The sequence below is a fragment of the Caldimonas thermodepolymerans genome, from assembly GCF_015476235.1.
Classification (GTDB): Bacteria; Pseudomonadota; Gammaproteobacteria; order Burkholderiales; family Burkholderiaceae_C; genus Caldimonas; species Caldimonas thermodepolymerans.
Map to the genome: position 1 here is coordinate 2007082 of NZ_CP064338.1, position 18408 is coordinate 2025489.

General features: G+C 70.5%; 17 protein-coding genes and 1 tRNA gene. 6 read left to right on the forward strand and 12 right to left on the reverse strand.

Annotated elements, in window-relative coordinates:
- Positions 1 to 48 precede the first annotated feature (48 nt).
- The 3 genes from lexA (at position 49) to IS481_RS09400 (ending at position 2326) form a co-directional block, all read left to right on the forward strand.
- On the forward strand, positions 49 to 723 hold the full coding sequence (lexA, locus tag IS481_RS09390; RefSeq protein ID WP_104356673.1) for a transcriptional repressor LexA: 675 nt from the start codon (positions 49 to 51) through the stop codon (positions 721 to 723).
- Positions 724 to 727: 4 nt separating this feature from the next.
- Positions 728 to 1210: a helix-hairpin-helix domain-containing protein gene (locus tag IS481_RS09395; RefSeq protein ID WP_104356672.1), complete on the forward strand. Its 483-nt coding sequence runs from the start codon at positions 728 to 730 to the stop codon at positions 1208 to 1210.
- Between the two features lie 201 nt (positions 1211 to 1411).
- Entirely contained in the window at positions 1412 to 2326 is a 915-nt protein-coding gene (locus IS481_RS09400; RefSeq protein WP_104356671.1) for a hypothetical protein, read from the forward strand.
- Between the two features lie 62 nt (positions 2327 to 2388).
- Here IS481_RS09400 and IS481_RS09405 read toward each other — a convergent pair whose 3' ends face one another.
- The 9 genes from IS481_RS09405 to IS481_RS09445 form a co-directional block, all read right to left on the reverse strand.
- The gene (locus IS481_RS09405; protein ID WP_104356670.1) at positions 2389 to 4011 is read right to left on the reverse strand and encodes an ABC transporter ATP-binding protein; all 1623 of its coding nucleotides are present in this window, start codon (positions 4009 to 4011) and stop codon (positions 2389 to 2391) included.
- On the reverse strand, positions 4008 to 5156 hold the full coding sequence (locus IS481_RS09410; protein ID WP_104356669.1) for an ABC transporter permease: 1149 nt from the start codon (positions 5154 to 5156) through the stop codon (positions 4008 to 4010). The genes IS481_RS09405 and IS481_RS09410 overlap by 4 nt, the downstream gene beginning before the upstream one ends.
- An 8-nt stretch (positions 5157 to 5164) precedes the next feature.
- Complete coding sequence (locus tag IS481_RS09415) at positions 5165 to 6205, reverse strand: microcin C ABC transporter permease YejB (RefSeq protein ID WP_104356668.1); 1041 nt, start codon at positions 6203 to 6205, stop codon at positions 5165 to 5167.
- Positions 6206 to 6224: 19 nt separating this feature from the next.
- Entirely contained in the window at positions 6225 to 8054 is a 1830-nt protein-coding gene (locus IS481_RS09420; protein WP_104356667.1) for an extracellular solute-binding protein, read from the reverse strand.
- Positions 8055 to 8092: 38 nt separating this feature from the next.
- Positions 8093 to 9055, reverse strand: coding sequence for an LD-carboxypeptidase (locus tag IS481_RS09425; protein ID WP_104356666.1), 963 nt, complete (start codon positions 9053 to 9055; stop codon positions 8093 to 8095).
- Positions 9052 to 9660, reverse strand: a complete 609-nt coding sequence (gene tadA, locus IS481_RS09430) for a tRNA adenosine(34) deaminase TadA (protein ID WP_165908615.1) — start codon at positions 9658 to 9660, stop codon at positions 9052 to 9054. The genes IS481_RS09425 and tadA overlap by 4 nt, the downstream gene beginning before the upstream one ends.
- Before the next feature lie 223 nt (positions 9661 to 9883).
- Positions 9884 to 9960, reverse strand: a tRNA-Val gene (locus IS481_RS09435).
- A gap of 48 nt (positions 9961 to 10008) precedes the next feature.
- A complete protein-coding gene (locus IS481_RS09440; protein WP_104356664.1) occupies positions 10009 to 12258 on the reverse strand; it encodes a RelA/SpoT family protein in 2250 nt (749 codons plus the stop codon).
- Positions 12255 to 13133 (reverse strand): alpha/beta fold hydrolase, encoded by an 879-nt coding sequence (locus IS481_RS09445; protein WP_104356663.1) that lies wholly within the window; start codon positions 13131 to 13133, stop codon positions 12255 to 12257. Before IS481_RS09445 ends, IS481_RS09440 begins: the two co-directional genes overlap by 4 nt.
- A gap of 84 nt (positions 13134 to 13217) precedes the next feature.
- Between IS481_RS09445 and IS481_RS09450 the strand changes: the two genes are divergently transcribed.
- Complete coding sequence (locus tag IS481_RS09450; protein ID WP_104356662.1) at positions 13218 to 13988, forward strand: 3-hydroxybutyrate dehydrogenase; 771 nt, start codon at positions 13218 to 13220, stop codon at positions 13986 to 13988.
- A gap of 15 nt (positions 13989 to 14003) precedes the next feature.
- On the opposite strand, the gene IS481_RS09455 is transcribed toward IS481_RS09450, so the two are convergent.
- Complete coding sequence (locus IS481_RS09455) at positions 14004 to 14720, reverse strand: SIMPL domain-containing protein (RefSeq protein WP_104356827.1); 717 nt, start codon at positions 14718 to 14720, stop codon at positions 14004 to 14006.
- A 244-nt stretch (positions 14721 to 14964) separates the two neighbouring features.
- On the opposite strand from IS481_RS09455, the gene ompR reads away from it, so the two are divergent.
- On the forward strand, positions 14965 to 15702 hold the full coding sequence (gene ompR, locus IS481_RS09460; RefSeq protein WP_104356661.1) for an osmolarity response regulator transcription factor OmpR: 738 nt from the start codon (positions 14965 to 14967) through the stop codon (positions 15700 to 15702).
- A 146-nt stretch (positions 15703 to 15848) separates the two neighbouring features.
- Positions 15849 to 17183, forward strand: a complete 1335-nt coding sequence (locus IS481_RS09465; RefSeq protein ID WP_104356826.1) for a sensor histidine kinase — start codon at positions 15849 to 15851, stop codon at positions 17181 to 17183.
- A gap of 17 nt (positions 17184 to 17200) precedes the next feature.
- On the opposite strand, the gene ispF is transcribed toward IS481_RS09465, so the two are convergent.
- Both ispF and ispD read right to left on the reverse strand, forming a co-directional pair.
- The gene (gene ispF, locus IS481_RS09470) at positions 17201 to 17680 is read right to left on the reverse strand and encodes a 2-C-methyl-D-erythritol 2,4-cyclodiphosphate synthase (protein ID WP_104356660.1); all 480 of its coding nucleotides are present in this window, start codon (positions 17678 to 17680) and stop codon (positions 17201 to 17203) included.
- Positions 17680 to 18372, reverse strand: a complete 693-nt coding sequence (ispD, locus tag IS481_RS09475) for a 2-C-methyl-D-erythritol 4-phosphate cytidylyltransferase (protein WP_104356659.1) — start codon at positions 18370 to 18372, stop codon at positions 17680 to 17682. The genes ispF and ispD overlap by 1 nt, the downstream gene beginning before the upstream one ends.
- Between the last annotated feature and the right edge of the window lie 36 nt (positions 18373 to 18408).

Genomic DNA, 18408 nt, shown 5'->3' on the forward strand with positions numbered 1-18408 from the left:
GCCAGTCGCCTGGTCCGTGCCGGCAGGCCGTCACTTCGCGAGGTGTCCGTGGACCATCAACCCAAACTCACCGCCCGCCAGCAACAGGTGCTGGACCTGATCAAGAGTGCCATCGAGCGCACCGGCGCCCCGCCGACGCGGGCAGAGATCGCCGCCGAGCTCGGCTTCCGTTCGGCCAACGCGGCGGAGGAGCACCTGCAGGCCCTGGCGCGCAAGGGCGTGATCGAGCTGGTCGGCGGCACGTCGCGCGGCATCCGGCTCAAGTCTGACACACTGCGCTCGCTCAACGAATCGCGCAGCCGGCAGTTCAGCCTGCCCCTGCCCGGGCTGGCGCAGCTGGCCCTGCCGCTGGTCGGCCGGGTCGCGGCCGGCAGCCCCATCCTGGCCCAGGAACACATCGACCAGACCTACCACGTCGAGGCCGGCCTGTTCGCGAGCCGCCCCGACTACCTGCTGCGCGTGCGCGGCATGAGCATGCGCGACGCCGGCATCCTCGACGGCGACCTGCTCGCGGTGCAGCGTGCCAAGGAAGCCCGCAACGGCCAGATCGTCGTCGCCCGGCTGGGCGAGGAGGTCACCGTCAAGCGCTTCCGCCGCAGCCGCGGCAGCATCGAACTGGTCGCCGAGAACCCCGACTACAAGACCATCGTCGTCGAGCCCGGCCAGGATTTCGAGCTCGAAGGCATTGCCGTCGGGCTGATCCGCAACTCGCTGCTGATGTGACGCCATGAAGCACCTCGCCGCGGCCCTGCCGGCCACCGTCCTGTCCGCTGCGCCCTCCCGGGGACCGTCCCTGCGCACCACGTCGCAAGGACCGGCCACCCCGACGCGCTCGGGCGGCAAGCCGGCCAAGGCGCGGCACCGCAGTGCATGCCTGGCAGACGACGCGGCGCTCGAGTCGCTGCCCAACATCGGCCCGGCGCTGGCGCAGGGCCTGCGATTGATCGGCATCGAGACCCCGCGCGACCTGATCGGCCGCGACGCCTTCGTGCTCTACCAGGAGCTGTGCGCGCGCACCGGCGTTCGCCACGACCCGTGCGTACTGGACAGCTTCATGGCTGCGGTGGACTTCATGCGCGGCGCGCCGGCCGCGCCGTGGTGGCACTACACCGCGCAGCGCAAGCTGCTCTACGGGCAGGCCCAGGGGGAAGCATTGGCCCCGGGCGGTCCGGACGGCACGCCGCGCAACGGCGGGACCGGCCGCGGCTAGGCGCACTTTTTCCAGCTGCCCTGTGGGTGGCGGGCGTTCATGGGCAGCCGCCCATGCATCCCCGCGGGGCAGTCGTCAGGGCACAGGCCCTGTCATCGACCAATCCTGCCGAACGTCATGGTGGTGTTTTGATTTTCGGAGACGGACATGGCCCATGCACCCTGTGCACCTGAACACGACGCGTTTCGACTTCCCCCGGTGATGTCGTTCCGGCCGGCGGCACTCCCGCACCGCCCCTGGCGCCCGGCGCCTGCCACCTGCCTGGCGGCCCGGGACCCTGCCGCGCGCGATGCTGCCAACGATGCCGCGCCGACGGCCGGCTCGCCATGGTGGAAGCGCTGGAGCCAGGCGCTGGCGTGGCTGGAGCCGGCCGGGCCGGCGCCCAGCACCTGGACCAGCGGCTTTCCGATGCTCGATGCCGCCCTGCCCGGTGGCGGCTGGCCGTGCCACGGCCTCGTGGAGGTGCTGGCCCCGCGGCCCGGCCACCCCGAGTTCGCCCTGCTCGCCCCCGCGCTGGCCGGTGCAGCGGCGCGCCAGCAGCGCTTCGGCGCCATCGGCGCACCCGTGGGTGGCGTGGGCCTGGCCGCGATCGGCGGTTTCGAATCGACGGGCCTGCCGGCCTGGGGCGACGCCGAACCCGGCGACGCTGCCACCGGTACGCCGACGGCCTCCGTGCTGCAGGACGCGCTGCACTGGCTGCAACAAGGATCGGAAGGCGTGCTCGTGGTGTGGCTGCCGGAGATGGGCATGACGCAGCTGCGTGCACTCAAGCGCGCCGCGCGCCGGCGCCGCACCCTGGTCTTCGTCGTGCGTCCGTGGGTCGCGAACTGGGACGACAGCGAGGCCGACCTGCGCCTGTGCCTGATCGCCGGCAAGGGCGGCCAATGGGAGGTGCGGGTGCACCGCCAGGCAGCGCAGGCCGCGCCGACCGTGCGCGTGCCGGCGCTGGGGCCGGCGCCGGCACGCCACCTGCGCGTCGTGCGCGATCCGCAGGACCGACGCCGCGCCCTGCTGAGCGGCTCGTTCGAGCAGGTCTGCGCCGAGCTGGACCGCCTCGCCGAGATCGAGCGCCAGACCGAGTCGACCCAGCCGACCTGGCGCCGCATCGACGCCTGAGGCAGCTTCTGCACACCCGGGACGGCGCCCTGCTGGACACGTCCTGGATGCCGCGGTCCGGTTCAGGCCGCGGCCAGCAGCGTGCGGGTGTAGGGATGCTGCGGCCGCGCCAGCACCTCGTCGACCGGGCCGCGCTCGACCACCTCGCCGTCCTTCATCACGATCACGTCGTGGGCCATCGCGCGGATCACCTGCACGTCATGCGTGATCAGCAGGTACGCGAGCCCGTGTTCGCGCTGCAGGCGCTGCAGCAGCTGCAGCACCTGCTTCTGGATCGTCACGTCCAGCGCGCTGGTCGGCTCGTCGAGCACCAGCAGGCGCGGCTCGACGATCAGCGCGCGGGCGATCGCCAGGCGCTGCCGCTGCCCGCCCGAGAACTCGTGCGGGTAGCGCGACAGCAGTCCCGGGAACTGCGCCTCGGTCAGGCCCACGTCGGCCAGCACCGCGCGCACCCTCTCCCGCCGCTCCTCAGGCCCCAGGTGCGGCGCATGCACCGTCAGGCCCTCGCCGACCAGGGCCTCCACCGTCATGCGCGGCGACAGCGACGAGAACGGGTCCTGGAACACCACCTGCATCACGCGGCGCAGCGGTCGGTCGGCCTTCTGCACGTACTGCCAGCCGCGCCCGTCGATACGCAGCTCGCCTTCGTCCGGGCGCAGCAGGCCGAGCGCGGCCAGCGCCAAGGTCGACTTGCCCGAACCCGATTCGCCGATCACGCCCAGCGTGCGCCCCGGCGCGAGTTCCAGGTCCACGCCCTTGACTGCGTCGAAGCGCCCTTTGCGGAACCAGCCCTTGAGTCCGCCGAGCGGCACGGGATAGCGCACCACCAGCCGCCGGCCCAGCAGGATGGGTGGCTGGCCGGAAGGCGCCGGCGCCACCACGTCCCGCTCGGGCACGCTGTCGAGCAGCTTGCGCGTGTACGGGTGGCGTGGCGCGGCGAACACTTCGGCCACCGGGCCCTGCTCGACCAGCCGGCCGTGCTCCATCACCGCGACCCGGTCGGCGAAGCGCCGCACCAGGTTGAGGTCGTGCGTGATCAGCAGCACCGCCATGCCGATGCGCTGCTGCAGCTGCGCCAGCAGGTCGAGGATCTGCTGGCGCACCGTCACGTCCAGCGCCGTGGTCGGCTCGTCGGCCAGCAGCAGCCGCGGCTCGCCGGCCAGGGCCATCGCGATCACCGCGCGCTGGCGCTGGCCGCCCGAGAGCTGGTGCGGGAAGGCACGCGCGCGGCGCTCGGGCTCCGGGATGCCGGTGTCGGCCAGCAGCTGCACCGCACGCTGCCAGGCCTCGGCCTTGCCCAGGCCCTGCTTCAGCTCGACCACCTCGGCGATCTGGTCGCCCACCGGGTACAGCGGGTTGAGCGCCGTCATCGGCTCCTGGAAGATCACCGCGATGTCCTGGCCCCGCACCCCGCGCAGCTCGCGCTCTGACAGCGACAGCAGGTCACGCCCCTGCCCCTGGGCGCCGGCGTCGCCGGCATCGCGCAGCCAGGCACGGCCCTCGACCTCGGCGCCCGGCACCAGGCGCAGCAGCGACAGCGCGCTGACCGTCTTGCCCGAGCCGGACTCGCCCACCAGGGCCAGCTTCTCGCCGGCCCGCACCTGCAGGTCCAGGCGATGCACGACCGGCTTGCCGTCGAAGGCCACGGTCAGTCCCTGCACGTCCAGCAGCACCGGTGCGTTCATGTCGCGGTCTCCGAGGGGGATGCGGGCGTCGCGGCCGGCGCCGGGGACTGCTTCGGCTTGCCGCGGCGCCGCCCGGCGCGCGGGTCGTCCGGCACGCGCGGGTCCAGCGCATTGCGCAGCGCGTCGCCCATGAAGGTCAGCAGCAGCAAGGTGCCCACCAGCACCACGAAGGTGGACAGCGAGATCCACCACGCGTCCAGGTTGTTCTTGCCCTGCGACAGCAGCTCGCCGAGGCTGGGCGTCCCTTCGGGCACGCCCAGGCCGAGGAAGTCCAGCGAGGTCAGCGCCAGGATGGCCGCGCTCATGCGGAACGGCAGGAACGTCACCACCGGAGTCAGGCTGTTGGGCAGCAGGTGGCGCCAGATGATCTGCCAGTTCGACAGGCCCAGGGCCCGCGCCGAGCGCACGTAGTCCAGCTGCCGGTTGCGCAGGAATTCGGCGCGCACGTAGTCGGACAAGCCCATCCAGCCGAACAGGCTGAGCAGCGCGACCAGCAGCAGGATGCTCGGGTCGAACACCGCGGCGAAGATGATCAGCAGGTACAGCTCCGGCATCGAGCTCCAGATCTCGATGAAGCGCTGGAACGCCAGGTCGGTGCGGCCGCCGTAGTAGCCCTGGACCGCCCCGGCGGCCACGCCCAGCACCACGCCGATCACCGTCAGCGCCAGCGCGAACAGCACCGAGACCCGGAAGCCGTACAGCAACCGGGCGAACAGGTCGCGCCCGCGGTCGTCGGTGCCCAGCCAGTTGTCGCGCGACGGCGGCGCCGGGTTGGGCTCCTTCGCGAAGTAGTTGATCGTGCGGTAGTGGTAGCGGTTGAGCGGGTAGATCGCGAAGTTGTCCCCCTTGTGCAGCTGCTCGACGATGAACGGGTCGAGGTAGTCGGTCGGCGTGTCGAAGTCGCCGCCGAAGGTCGTCTCCGGCACGTCCTGCACGATGGGGAAATACCACTGCCCTTCGTAGCGCACCACCAGCGGCCGGTCGTTGCTGATCGCCTCAGCGAACAGGCTGATGACGACCAGCGTGCAGAACACCACCAGGCTCCAATAGCCCATGCGGTTGTTGCGAAAGCGTCGCCAGGCACGCCGGGCGGGCGACAGCGAAGGCGGGGATGCCGGGCCGGGATCGATGGAGGTCGACGACATGCAGGCCCTCAGTCGAATTTGACGCGCGGGTCCACCCACACGTAGCACAGGTCCGAGATCAGCTTGGTCACCAGCCCGATCAGCGTGAACAGGTACAGCGTGCCCAGCACGACCGGGTAGTCGCGCCGGATCACCGACTCGTACCCGAGCCGTCCCAGCCCGTCGAGCGAAAACAAGGTTTCGATCAGCAGCGAGCTGGCGAAGAAGGCGCCGATGAAGGCCGACGGGAAGCCGGTCACGAGGGGGATCAGCGCGTTGCGGAACACGTGCTTCCACAGCACCTTGCGCTCCGAGAGCCCCTTGGCGCGCGCGGTCAGCACGTACTGCTTGCGGATCTCCTCCAGGAAGGCGTTCTTGGTCAGCATCGTGATCACCGCGAAGCTGCCCAGCACGCTGGCCGTCACCGGCAGGGTGATGTGCCAGAGGTAGTCGACCACCTTGCCCCACAGGCTGAGCTGCTCCCAGTTCGGCGAGGTCAGGTCGCGCAGGGGGAACCACTGCACGAAGCTGCCGCCGGCGAAAAGCACCAGCAGCGCCACGCCGAGCACGAAGCCGGGAATCGCGTAGCCGACCAGCACGACCAGGCTGGTCAGCGCGTCGAAACGCGAGCCGGCGCGCACCGCCTTCGCGATGCCCAGCGGCACCGAGATCAGGTAGCTGAGGAAGAAGGTCCACAGCCCGAGGCTGATCGACACCGGCAGCTTCTCCTTGACCAGCGCCCAGACGTCCTTGTGGTGGAAGAAGCTCTTGCCGAGGTCGAAGCGCGCGTACGAGACCAGCATCTGCACGAAGCGCTCGTGCGCCGGCTTGTCGAAGCCGAACAGGCGCTTGATCTCCTCGACCTGCGCGGCATCCACGCCCTGCCGGCCGCGGTAGCCGCCACCGTGCGCGGCCGCCGCCTCGCCGCCGGTGTCACGCCCTTGCAGCTGCGCCACCATCTGCTCGACCGGCCCGCCCGGCACGAACTGGATCACCACGAAGGTCACCAGCAGCACCCCGAGCAGCGTCGGGATCATCAGCAGCAGGCGCTTGAGGATGTAGGCCCACATCGTCGCTCGTCCCTTCCCTTCACCGGTTGCGCGGGTCGGCCCACCAGGTGGACAGCGCCCAGCCTTCCGGCGAGTAGTAGCGCGGGATCACCGGCGGCAGCACGAAGCGCCCGCCGCGGTAGGCCACCCGGAAGGTGCTCGCGTACCACGCCGGGATGGTGTAGTGGCCGTGGCGCAGCACGCGGTCCAGCGCGCGCAGCGCCGGCACCAGCTCGTCGCGGGTGCGCGCGGCGACCACCTTGCGCAGCAGCGCGTCGACCGCCGGGCTCTTGATGCCGATGAGGTTGCTCGAGCCCTCGGTATCGGCCGCCTCCGAGCCGAACCGTGCCACCAGCTCGGCGCCGGGCGCCTCGCTGCCCACGATGCGCACGCTGATGATGTCGAAGTCGAACACGTCCATGCGCTTCTGCAGCAGCGCGAAGTCCACCACCTTGTAGGTGGAGCGGATGCCCAGCTTCTCCAGGTTCTGCATCATCGGCGTGACCACCCGCGCCATCGAGCCCTGGTTGTCGAGGAACTCGATCGTGAACTCGCGACCCTGGCGGTCGCGCAGCGCGCCGTCGCGGTAGGTCCAGCCGGCCTCCTCCAGCAGCGCCTTGGCGCGGCGCAGGTTGGCGCGCAGGCCGCCTGGCGTGTCGGTGCGCGGCGGCAGCGGCACCGGCTGCGTGAAGACCGCCTCGGGCAGGTGCGCGCGCAGCGGCTCGAGCAGCGCCAGCTCCTCGGGCGTGGGCATGTCCCGGGCCTCGAAGTCGCTCGCGACGAAGTAGCCGCGCACCCGGGTGTAGGCGTTGTAGAACAGCTGGCGGTTCATCCACTCGAAGTCCATCGCCAGCCCGATCGCCTCGCGCACGCGCACGTCCTGGAACTTCTCGCGCCGGATGTTGAACAGGAAGCCCTGGAAGTCGCCGGCATTGCCGTGCGGCAACTCGCGCTTGACCAGTTCGCCCGAGTCGAACTTGCGGCCCTTGTATTCGCGCGCCCATTCCTTGGCGACGAAGGCCTGGATGAAGTCGAACTCGCCGGCCTTGAACGCCTCCAGGCGCACCTTGTCGTCGGCGTACACCTTGTAGGTGATGCGGTCGAAGTTGAACATGCCGCGCCGCACGTTGAGGTCGCGCGCCCAGTACTCCGGATCGCGCACGTAGGTGATGTCGCGCCCGAAGTTGACCCGCCCGATGCGGTACGGGCCGGAACCGATCGGCGTGTCGAGGATGACCTGGTCGAACGGCTTGCGCTGCCCGTCGACCTCGCCCCACTTGCGGCTGAACACCGGCAGTGCCGTGCCCACCAGCAGCGGCAGCTCGGCGCTGTCATGCCTGAAGTCGAAGCGCACGGTGCGCTCGCCCAGCACCGTCGCGCCGGCGATGTCGCCGAAGTAGACGCGGAACTGCGGCGCCGCCTCCTTGCTCATCAGCGTGTCGAAGGAGTGCTTGACGTCGGCCGCGAGCACCGGGTCGCCGTTGTGGAAACGCGCCTTCGGGTTCAGGCGAAAGGTCGCGCTGCGCCGGTCGGGCGCGACCGTGACGTCCTCGGCCAGCAGCCCGTAGGCGGTGGTCGGCTCGTCCAGCGTGCCGGTCAGCAGGGTCTCGAACAGCAGCGAGCCCAGCCCCGGCGGGGCCGTGCCCTTGAGCGTGAACGGGTTGTACTTGTCGAAGTTGCTGATCCGCGTGGGCGGGACCAGCACGATCTCCCCGCCCTTGGGGGCGTCCGGGTTGACGTAGTCGAAGTGCGAAAAGCCGGGCGGGTACTTGATGTCGCCGAACTGGGCGTATGCATGGGCGGCCTGCGCAAGCGAACTGCCGGCCGCCACCCACGCACACAGCAGGAACTTTGCCAGGACACGGATCATGCGGGCGATTCTGCCCGAACGTCCCGCGCCCCGGAACGTCACCAGGCGACCAGCACGTCGCGGCCCTGCACGACCAGCCGCACCCGGGCGCCGACCGGCAGGGTGACCTTGGTGGCCACGTGCCCGAACGGCAGGCCGGTCAGCACCGGCACCGACGTGACGCTGCGCAGGTGATCGACGACGCTCTTGAGGCCGTAACCACGGTCCAGCGGCGACTTGCGGAACTCGGTGAAGCGGCCCAGCACGACGGCCTTCTGCGCCTCCAGCACCCCGGCCTGGTGCAGCTGCAGCAGGCAGCGCTCGATGCGGTAGGGATGCTCGTTGACATCCTCGAGGAACAGGATGCCGCCGCGGACCCTGGGCAGGTGCGGCGTGCCCAGCAGCGAGGTCAGCATCGTCAGGTTGCCGCCCCACAGCGTGCCCTTGAGCTCCAGCCCGTCGAAGCCGGCCTCGGTGCGGAAGCCCACCGCTTCCAGCTCGCCACGCATGGCTTCCAGGAAGCAGGCCTCGGTGACCTCGTCGACCGACTCGCCGCCGAAGTCGTAGGCGGCCATCGGGCCGGCCCAGGTGGTGCACTTGCCGTGCGCGAGCAGCGCCAGCTGCAGCACCGTGCAGTCGCTGTGGCCGACCCAGCGCATGCCTTGCTCGACGCTCCGCTGCAGCAACGGGTAGTCGATGCGGTCGAGCAGCCGCGTCAGGCCGTAGCCGCCGCGGATCGCCATCGCGATCGAGGCACCGCTGCGCGCGACGCGGTGGATCGCGGCCAGCCGGGTCTCGTCGTCGCCGGCAAAGCGCTGGTGCTTCGCCAGCGCCGCCTCGTCGATTCGCACCTCGAGCCCGTGGGCCGCCAGCCGCCTGGCCGCGCGTCGCACCGGCGTCGCCTGGGCCACCACGCCGGCCGGCGCATACAGCACCACCGAGGTCGGCGCCGGGTCGTGATCGTGATGATGGTGGTGATGATGATCGGCGGAATGACCGGCGTGGTCGTGGGCAGCGCTCAAGCGTCGTTCTCCGGGTCGTACAGTTCCAGCGTTTCGCCGGTGGGGATGGGCTCGTCGGGCGCGACGCCCAGGTCGAGCAGCGGCGCCTGCGGGCCGAGGCGCCGGTTGCGATGCATCGCGCGGCGCTCGACGAAGAACTCGCGCAGCAGCGCCCCGCAGGCGTCGCCCAGCACGCCGCCGGTGATCTGCGTGTGGTGGTTCAGGCGACGCTCGGCGAACAGGTCGACCACCGAGCCGGCCGCGCCGGTCTTGGGATCGAAGGCGCCGAACACCACGCGCTTGAAGCGCGCGTGCATCAGGGCCATCGCGCACATCGCGCAGGGCTCGAGCGTCACGTACAGCTCGCACTCGGGCAGGCGGTAGTTGCCCAGCAGCTGTGCGGCGTGGCGCAGCGCGACGATCTCGGCGTGCGCGGTCGGGTCGTGCTCGGTGATCGGCCGGTTGTAGCCGGTCGCGATGACCTTGCCGTCGCGCATGATGACCGCGCCGACCGGCACCTCGCCCACCAGCCACGCGTTGTGCGCCTGGTCGAGCGCGATGCGCATCGCGTATTCGTCGGAAGGAAGGATCTCGCTCATCGCCGTCGACTCGATCGGTGGGCTCATGATGCGCTGCCGGGCCTGGCGTCCCGGACCGTGCGCGCATGGAACCGGCTGCACCCAACGCAGCTGTTGTGCAGCTGTTGTAGCACGACCGCCCCCGGCACGCCGTGCCGCAGGTCCTGCACGACCGGCCTCTGGTCGGCTTCGCACGCAAGCCGCGACACAAAAACGAAACCCCGGAAAACCGCCGCGGTGATCGCGACGACTTGCCGGGGCCCGGTGTGTCTGGTAGGCGCGATTGGACTCGAACCAACGACCCCCACCATGTCAAGGTGGTGCTCTAACCAGCTGAGCTACGCGCCTGAAGAAGCAAGACTATAGCATGATTTTCCGCGATTGCACCAGTCCTGCTCACTTGCGGCGTGCGATGCGCACGCCCGGCACCTGGCGCACCACGCCCAGCACCTGCGCCAGCCGGGCCGAGTCCGACACCTCGACCGTGAAGGTCATCCACGCGGTGTCGCGCACCGACTGCGTGCGCACCCCGATCACGTTCATCTTCTCCTTCGCGAACACTTCGGAGATGTCGCGCAGCAGGCCCTGGCGGTCGTGCGCCTCGACGGCCACGTCCACCGGGTAGACCGCCGGCTTGTCGGCCGGCGGCTGCCCCCATTCGACCGGGATGACCCGTTCGGGGTCGCGCGCGGCGAGCTGGCGGAAGTTCGTGCAGTCGCTGCGGTGCACCGCCACGCCCCGGCCCTTGGTCACGAAGCCGCCGATCGCGTCGGGCGGCGCGGGCTTGCAGCAGCGTGCCAGCTGCGTCAGCAACGACTCGACGCCGACCACCAGCACGCCGCCGCGCGCGGACGCCGCATCGGCGCGCGGCTTGCGCAGCGGAATGAAGTCGTCGGACGGCTGCGGGGCCGAGCCCCCGGGACGCAGCACCTGCTCGATGTTGCGCAGCGAGTACTCGTCCTTGCCGACCACGTCGAACAGCGCGTCGGCGTTCCTGAAGCCGAGCTGCGCCGCCAGGTCCTCGAGGTTGATCGCGGTGCGGCCCTCGCGCTGCAGCAGGCGCTCGACCAGCTCGCGGCCCTTGGCGATGGTCTCCTGCTGCGCGAGCATGTTGAACCAGGCACGCACCTTGGCCTTGGCGCGCGAGCTCTTGAGGTATCCGAGTTCCGGGTTGAGCCAGTCCATCGACGGACCGCCCTCCTTCACCGTGATCACCTCCACCGTCTGCCCGCTGCGCAGCGGCGTGTTCAGCGGCACCATCACGCCGTCGACCTTGGCGCCTCGGCAGCGGTGGCCGAGGTCGGTGTGCACGGAGTACGCGAAGTCGATCGGCGTCGCATCCTTGGGCAGCTCGACGACCGACGCCTGCGGCGTGAACACGTAGATGTGGTCGTCGAACACGCCCGAGCCGCTGCCCTGCTCGGCGAAGTCGCGCTCCCACGCCAGCAGCTGGCGCAGCACCGCCTTGCGGGCCTCGGCCACCTGGGATTCGAAGTCGCCGGCGGCGACCACGCCCCCGTAGCCCTTGGTGCCGGCCTCCTTGTAGGCCCAGTGCGCCGCCACGCCGTGCTCGGCATGCTCGTGCATCTCGCGCGTGCGGATCTGGATCTCGATGGTGCGGCCCTGCGCGTCGTAGACCACCGTATGCAGCGACTGGTAGCCGTTGGGCTTGGGCTTGGCGATGTAGTCGTCGAACTCCTCCGACAGCGGCGTGTAGGCCTCGTGCACGACGCTCAGCGCCGCGTAGCAGTCGCGCACGGTGCGCACCACGACGCGCAGCGCACGGATGTCGAACACGTGGTCGAAATCCAGTTGCTTGCCGCGCATCTTCTTCCAGATGCTGTAGATGTGCTTGGGCCGGCCCTGCACCTCGGCGGCAATGCCGCGGCGCTTGAGCAGCGAGGCCACCTGCTCGCGCAGCGAGCGCACCACCTGCTCGCGCTCGACGCGCTTCTCGTCGAGCATGCGGGCGATCGACTTGTAGGCCTCGGGCTCCAGGAAGCGGAACGAGAGGTCTTCCAGCTCCCACTTGATCTGCCAGATGCCCAGCCGGTTGGCCAGCGGCGCGAACACCTGCAGCGACTCGCGTGCCAGCTCCTGCGGGCAATCGCGCTTGGACTGCGCGTAGTAGCGCAGCGTCTGCAGGCGCGAAGCGAGTCGCAGCAGGACCACGCGCAGGTCCCTCGAGAAGGCCAGCAGCATCTTGCGCACGCGCTCGATCTGCTCGGCCCGGTCGTCCTCGGCCACCAGCGCGCCGCGCGCGTTGCGCTGGATCTGCACCAGCTTGCGGGTGGCGCCCACCAGGCTCGCGTAGGACGGCCCGAAGGCCTTGCCGATGGCCTCCTCCGGGCGGTTCAGGTATTCGGCGACATAGACCAGGTACACCGCGGCGAGCATCGACGGCGAGGCGCCGATCGCCTGCAGGATGGCCACCACCCCCTCGGCGTGGTGCAAGGCATCCTCGCCGGTGTCGAGCACCTGACCGGTCAGCAGCGGGATCGCGAAGGAGCGCGCCCGCTCCAGCCGGGCCTGCTCCTCGGCCAGCACCTCGGGCGACGGCCGCGGCGTGAGCTGCCCGCCGACATCGCCCGCCAACGCGACGATTGCCGCGGTGTCGCGGCTGCTTCCCTGCAAATCGGTCTTCATGGTGCCGTCAGGAACTCCCGCACCACGGCGATCTGTTCGGGCGCGACCAGCGTCGGTGCGTGGCCCACGCCGGGAAACTCGTGCACCTGCGCCTTCGGCCCGCGTCGCGCCATCTCCTGCACCGTCGCACGCGACAGCAGGTCGGACTCGGCGCCACGGATCACCAGCGTGCGCGCCTTGACCGCCTCGTAGCGCTCCCACAGCAGCGCCTCCAGCGCCTTGCCGGCGCCCGGATCCATGGCCTGGAACGGCACCGCGATGCGCGGGTCGTAATGGGGCACGAAGCCGCTGCCCTGTTCGTCGGCGAGCGGCTTGAGCATCGGGCGGGTCAGCGCCAGCCACTGCTCGCGCGTGTGCGGTCCGAAGCCCTGCGAGATCGACCACATGTAGTCGGCCGCCTCGTCCAGCGTCTCGAAGCGCCGCACCTGCCCGATGTAGGTGCCGATGCGCGCCAGCGCCTGCGGCTCGATGGTCGGGCCGACGTCGTTGAGCACCAGCCGGCGCACCGGGCTGCCCGGCAGCGAGGCCAGGCCCAGCCCGATCAGGCCGCCCATCGAGGTGCCGACCCAGTCCAGCGTCCTGGCGTTGAGCCGCGCCAGCAGCGTGACCATGTCGGCCACGTAGGTGGGGATCTGGTAGCCCATCGGATCGCCCAGCCAGTCCGAGCGGCCGCGGCCGACCACGTCCGGGCACACCACCCGGTATTCGTCGCGCAAGGCCTTGGCCAGGCTGTCGAAGTCACGCCCCTGGCGCGACAGCCCGTGCACGCACACCAGCACCTTGGGATTGGCCGGATCGCCCCATTCCCAGTACGCCATGCGGTGCAGCCCCTGGGGATCCAGGCACTGCACGAAATCGAGGCGGGGCTCGGTCATGTTCGGGGCACCTCACTGGTCAATAATGCGGCAGTCAGCCTGTCGCTCAGTTTCTGTCGCAACGATATCAAAGAGGACTTGCTCATGTTGAAAGGTAAGACGGCTCTCGTGACCGGATCCACCAGCGGCATCGGCCTGGGCATTGCCTGTGCGCTGGCCCGCCAGGGCGCCAACGTGGTGCTCAACGGCTTCGGCGATGCGCAGGCGGCCAAGGCGGAGGTGGCGGCGTTCGGCACGCGCGTCAGCTACCACGGGGCGGACATGAGCCGCCCGGCCGAGATCGAGGACCTGATCCGGCACGCCGAGGCCGAGTTCGGCGGCGTGGACATCCTGGTCAACAACGCCGGCATCCAGCACGTCGCCAACGTGGAGGATTTTCCGGTCGAGAAGTGGGACGCGATCATTGCCATCAACCTGACGTCGGCCTTTCACACCACCCGCCTGGCGCTGCCCGGCATGAAGGCGCGCAACTGGGGCCGGGTGATCAATGTCGCCTCGACCCACGGGCTGGTCGCCTCGGCGCAGAAGTCCGCCTACGTGGCCTCCAAGCACGGCATCATCGGCTTCACCAAGGCCGTGGCGCTGGAGACCGCGACCACCGGGGTCACGGTCAACGCCATCTGCCCGGGCTGGGTGCTGACGCCGCTGGTGCAGAAGCAGGTCGACGCCCGGGCCGCGGCGGGCGGGCTGACCCAGGAGGAAGCCAAGCGCCAGCTGCTGGCCGAAAAGCAGCCCTCGCTGCAGTTCACCACGCCGGAGCAGCTGGGCGAGCTGGCCGTGTTCCTGTGTTCCGAGGCCGCCGCCAACGTGCGCGGCGTGGCCTGGAACATGGACGGCGGCTGGGTGGCGCAGTGAGCGCCGCCCGGCGCCTCAGCGCAGGATCACGCTGCCGCTGACCGTGACGGTCACCGTCGCCTTGCCGGCCTCGACCGGCACGGCGGCGTCCTCGGCGGCGGCCTTGGCGCGCATCATCATCGGCTGCGGCAGGCTGCCGCTGTCGCTGGTCGAGACGTTCACCTCGCGCAGCACGTAGCCGGCAAAGCCGAACTTCTCCGCGTACTCCTGGGCCTTGGCGCGGTAGCGGGCGATGGCCTGGCCGGCCACCTCGCTGGCGTGGCGCTCGCGCGCCTCGCGCGACAGGCTCTGGGTGATGTTGGCGACGCTGACGGTGTTCAGCCGCCCCGCCGTCTGCGCGATCAGCGGCATGTCGCGGCCTTCGAGCACCAGCTCGGCCGTGCCCTGCCAGCCGGTGATGCGGCCCTGCTGGTTGTAGCGCGGGTACAGCGAGAAATTGCCGGTGCGCACGTCCATCTGCCCCGGCGGGGCGTGCTTGCGCGCCTCGGCCAGCGCCGCGTCGATGGCCTGCTTCAGGCCGTCCTGCACCGCCTTGGCTTCCGGGCCCTCGCGGGTGGCGCGCAGCGTGATCGACAGCTGGTCCTTGGGCACTTCCACGCTGGCGCTCGCGTCCAGGCTGACCACGTTCTGCAGGTCCTGCACGAGCGTGACGGCCGGCTGGGCGTTGGCAACGCCGGCGGCCAGGGCCGCGGACAGGGCAAGGGCAGGAGCAATGGCAACGGGAGTCCTCACGGGCAAATCCTTTCCTGATGTGAAAAGCGGGATCGATTGTCATCCGTGAAACGCGCCCCCCGCCCGATCGGGGTCAACCCGCAGGCGGCTTCACCTTTCTTTACCTTGTCCCTGCCGCCCGTCGGGGACCGCTTGCGACCCGGTGCAGGGAGGCGCAAGATTTGTAACAGTTGGTCAGGTCCGGCAGAAATGCTCGGTTGCGCCGCACAAAATCCCGCCTGTTACAAGTTAGGGAGCGCTGCTCATGACATCTCAAACGCCCAATGCCCGCATGGACCGCATCGTGGTCGTCGACGACGACGCCCGCATCCGGGATCTGCTGCGTCGCTACCTCACCCAGGAGGGCTTTGAAGTCCTGCTGGCCGAGGACGCCAAGGCGTTGAACCGCGTGCTGACCCGCGAGACGGTCGACCTGATCGTGCTCGACCTGATGCTGCCCGGCGAGGACGGCCTGTCGATCTGCCGCCGCCTGCGTGCGGCCAACGACGCGACCCCGATCATCATGCTGACGGCCAAGGTCGAGGACGTGGACCGCATCGTCGGCCTGGAAGTCGGTGCAGACGACTACCTGCCCAAGCCGTTCAACCCGCGCGAGCTGCTGGCGCGCATCCATGCGGTGCTGCGGCGCCGCCCGACCCTGGAAGCGCCGGGGGCCCCGGCCAAGGAACCGCAGAGCGTGGTGTTCGGTCCGTTCGAGTTCGACCTGGCGCTGCGCCGCCTGACCAAGGACGGCGAGCCGATGCCGCTGACCACCGGCGAGTTCTCGATGCTCAAGGCCCTGGTGCGCCACCCGCGCCAGCCGCTGTCGCGCGACAAGCTGGCCCAGCTGGCGCGCGGCCGCGAGTTCGAGCCGTTCGACCGCAGCCTGGACGTGCAGATCTCGCGCCTGCGCAAGATGATCGAGCCCGATCCGTCCCAGCCGCGCTACATCCAGACCGTCTGGGGCGTCGGCTACGTGTTCGTGCCGGACGGCACCACCTGAAGCTCGCCGGGTTCCCCGGCCTGACGGCAAGGCGGCCTGCGGGCCGCCTTGCGTTTTGACCGCCCTGCCCCGCCCCTGTTGCTTTCCCCGGCCGCACACCGGCGGCCGGACGGGGCATACTCGCGGGCAGTCGATTTCCCATGTTCATGGCCCGCAAACGCGTCACGCTCAGCCTGTTCTGGCGCACCTTCATCCTGCTTGGCGTCCTGCTGGGCTTCGGCATCTTCGCCTGGGTGCAGACGTTCCGGGCCCTGGAGTTCGAGCCCCGGGCCGTGCAGGCCGCCCAGCAGCTGGCCAGCCTGGTGAACCTCTCGCGCGCGGCGCTGCGCTACGCCGACAGCATCAACCGCGTCACGCTGCTCAAGACCATCTCCGAGCAGGAGTCGATCAAGCTGCAGCCGCGCGAGAAGACCGACCTCTACGAGCCCTTCGAGACCGACCGCTTCACCCGCCGCATCGGGCAGGAGCTGCGCTCGCGGCTGGGGCCGACCACCGTGGTGGCCACCAGCGTCAACGACACGCCGGGCCTGTGGATCGACTTCTCGATCGAGAACGACCGCTACTGGCTGCAGGTCGACCCGGGCCGGGTGCAGGCGGTGGCCGGGCGCACCTGGTTCATCTGGGTCAGCATCGCGCTGCTGGCCACCGTGCTCGGCTCGGCCGGCGTCGCGCGGCTGATCAACCAGCCGCTCAAGCAGCTGTCGTTTGCCGCCAGCCGCATCCGCGAGGGCGAGTACGAGTCGCGCCTGGACGAGGAGACGCTGACCAGCGAGATCCGCGAGGTCAACATGGGCTTCAACCGCATGGCGCGCGAGCTCGCCAAGGTGGAGGAAGACCGTGCCGTGATGCTGGCCGGCATCTCGCACGACCTGCGCACCCCGCTGGCGCGCCTGCGGCTGGAGGTCGAGATGAGCGTCACCGACGAGGAAGCGCGCCGCAACATGGCCGCCGACATCGACCAGCTGGACGCGATCATCGACAAGTTCATGGACTACGCCCGCCCGGGCGAGGTCAAGCTGGTGCCGGTGCACCTGAGCAGCGTCGTGGACCGCGAGATCGCCGCGTTCCGCGACCTGAACCAGATCCGCATCGTCTCGCGCGTGGCGATCGACACCAAGGTGATGGCCGACGAGACCGAACTGGGCCGGGTGCTGGCCAACCTGTTCGAGAACGCGCGGCGCTACGGGCGCTCGCAGGACAGCGGCATCGCCCAGGTGGAGGTGACCTACGCCCGCACCGGCCCCTGGGTGATCATCACCGTGCGCGACCACGGTCCCGGCGTGCCTCCCGAGAAGCTGTCGCAGCTGACCACGCCGTTCTTCCGCGGCGACGCCGCGCGCACCGCGGCCACCGGTGCCGGCCTGGGCCTGGCGGTGGTGGAAAAGACGGTGGCCCGCATGGGCGGCACCTTCGAGCTGGCCAACGCGACCCCGCCCGACACCGGGCTCATCGCCCGCATCCGCCTGAAGAAGGCGCCGTAGCGTCGGCGTGCGCCGCCTCAGACGCGGCGCAGCAGCGCCACCGCGCGCGCCTCGATGGATTCCTGCCGCCCCACCGGGCCGAGCTTCTCGGCCGTCTTGGCCTTCACGTTGACCTGCGCGGGCGTGCAGCCCAGCGCCGCGGCGATGCGCTCGCGCATCGCGGGGATGTGCGGCGCCATCTTGGGCGCCTGGGCGACGATGGTGCTGTCGACGTTGACCAGTTCCCAGCCCTGCTCGCGCACGCGGCGCATCGCCTCGGCCAGCAGCGCGGAGGAATCGGCCCCCTTGAAGCGCTCGTCGGTGTCCGGGAAATGGCGGCCGATGTCCCCGAGGCCCGCCGCACCCAGCACCGCGTCGGTGATCGCATGCAGCAGCGCGTCGGCGTCCGAGTGGCCGAGCAGCCCCAGCGTGTGCGGGATCTCGACGCCGCCCAGGACGAGCTTGCGCCCGGCCACCAGTGCATGGGTGTCCCAGCCTTCCCCGATCCGGATGTCCATCAGCGCGTCCTCAGCAAGCGTTCCGCAAGCGCGAAGTCCTGCGGATAGGTGACCTTGAAGTTCTCCAGCGAGCCGCGCACCAGCCGCGGCGCATGACCCAGCGCCTCGACCGCGGAGGCCTCGTCGGTGACGCTGTCGCCGGCATGCAGCAGGGCCGGGCGCAGCAGGCCCAGGCGGAACATCTGCGGCGTCTGCGCCTGCCACTTGCCGCGCCGGTCCACGGTGGCGGCGACGCGGCCGCCCTCCTCCTGCTTGAGCGTGTCCGGCACCGGCAGCGCCAGCAGGCCGCCGACCTCGTCGTCCAGGCAGGCGTCGATCAGCTCGTCGACCCACTGCGGCTGCAGCAGGCAGCGCGCGGCGTCATGCACCAGCACCCAGTCGTGCGGCTGGGCGCCGCGCTCGACCAGCGCCGCCAGCCCGTTGGCCACCGTCGCGGCGCGCGTGGACCCGCCGACGCGCGCCACCCAGCCAGCGAAGCCGGGCACGGCCTCCTCGAAGCGCGTGTCGTCCGGCGCCAGCACCACCATCACGCCGTCCAGCCGCGACACGGCGGCCAGCGCCTGCAGCGTGTGGGCCACCAGGGCACGCCCGGCCACGCTCGCGTACTGCTTGGGCCCGCCGGCACCGGCACGCTCGCCGGTGCCGGCGCAGGGCACCAGGGCGAATAGGCGCGGGGGCTCGGTGGAATACATCGGGACAGCAGGGGCAACGGAGGGCGGAATTCTATA